Below are 1,196 nucleotides of genomic sequence, written 5' to 3'. Positions count from 1 at the left end.
ACACAGTGGACGCGAGCAACTGAGGACAAGCCCTCGGCCTATTAGTACCAGTCAACTCCACACCTTACGGCGCTTCCATATCTGGCCTATCAACCCAGTCGTCTACTGGGAGCCTTAACCCCTCAAAGGGGGTGGGAGTACTCATCTCGAAGCAGGCTTCCCGCTTAGATGCTTTCAGCGGTTATCCTTTCCGAACGTAGCCAACCAGCCATGCCCTTGGCAGGACAACTGGCACACCAGAGGTTCGTCCGTCCCGGTCCTCTCGTACTAGGGACAGCCCTTCTCAATACTCCTACGCGCACAGCGGATAGGGACCGAACTGTCTCACGACGTTCTAAACCCAGCTCGCGTACCGCTTTAATGGGCGAACAGCCCAACCCTTGGGACCGACTCCAGCCCCAGGATGCGACGAGCCGACATCGAGGTGCCAAACCATCCCGTCGATATGGACTCTTGGGGAAGATCAGCCTGTTATCCCCGGGGTACCTTTTATCCGTTGAGCGACGGCGCTTCCACAAGCCACCGCCGGATCACTAGTCCCTACTTTCGTACCTGCTCGACCCGTCAGTCTCACAGTCAAGCTCCCTTGTGCACTTACACTCAACACCTGATTGCCAACCAGGCTGAGGGAACCTTTGGGCGCCTCCGTTACTCTTTAGGAGGCAACCGCCCCAGTTAAACTACCCACCAGACACTGTCCCTGATCCGGATCACGGACCCAGGTTAGACATCCAGCACGACCAGAGTGGTATTTCAACAATGACTCCACCATGACTGGCGTCACGGCTTCAAAGTCTCCCACCTATCCTACACAAGCCGAACCGAACACCAATATCAAGCTATAGTAAAGGTCCCGGGGTCTTTCCGTCCTGCTGCGCGAAACGAGCATCTTTACTCGTAATGCAATTTCACCGGGCCTATGGTTGAGACAGTCGAGAAGTCGTTACGCCATTCGTGCAGGTCGGAACTTACCCGACAAGGAATTTCGCTACCTTAGGATGGTTATAGTTACCACCGCCGTTTACTGGCGCTTAAGTTCTCAGCTTCGCCAACCCGAAGGTTGACTAACCGGTCCCCTTAACGTTCCAGCACCGGGCAGGCGTCAGTCCGTATACATCGCCTTACGGCTTCGCACGGACCTGTGTTTTTAGTAAACAGTCGCTTCTCGCTGGTCTCTGCGGCCACCCCCAGCTCAG

The 1,196-nt window shown here is 55.6% G+C and carries 1 rRNA gene; it reads right to left on the bottom strand.

Annotation, left to right across the window (positions count from 1 at the left end):
- Positions 1-21: 21 nt before the first annotated feature.
- A 23S ribosomal RNA gene (locus ACZ5XZ_RS38970) occupies positions 22-1,196 on the bottom strand; the annotation flags it as partial.

The organism is Streptomyces sp. NPDC033270 (assembly GCF_055576575.1).
The sequence above is the reverse complement of the archived record's forward strand: the minus strand, read 5'-3'. Positions and strand labels throughout refer to the sequence as shown.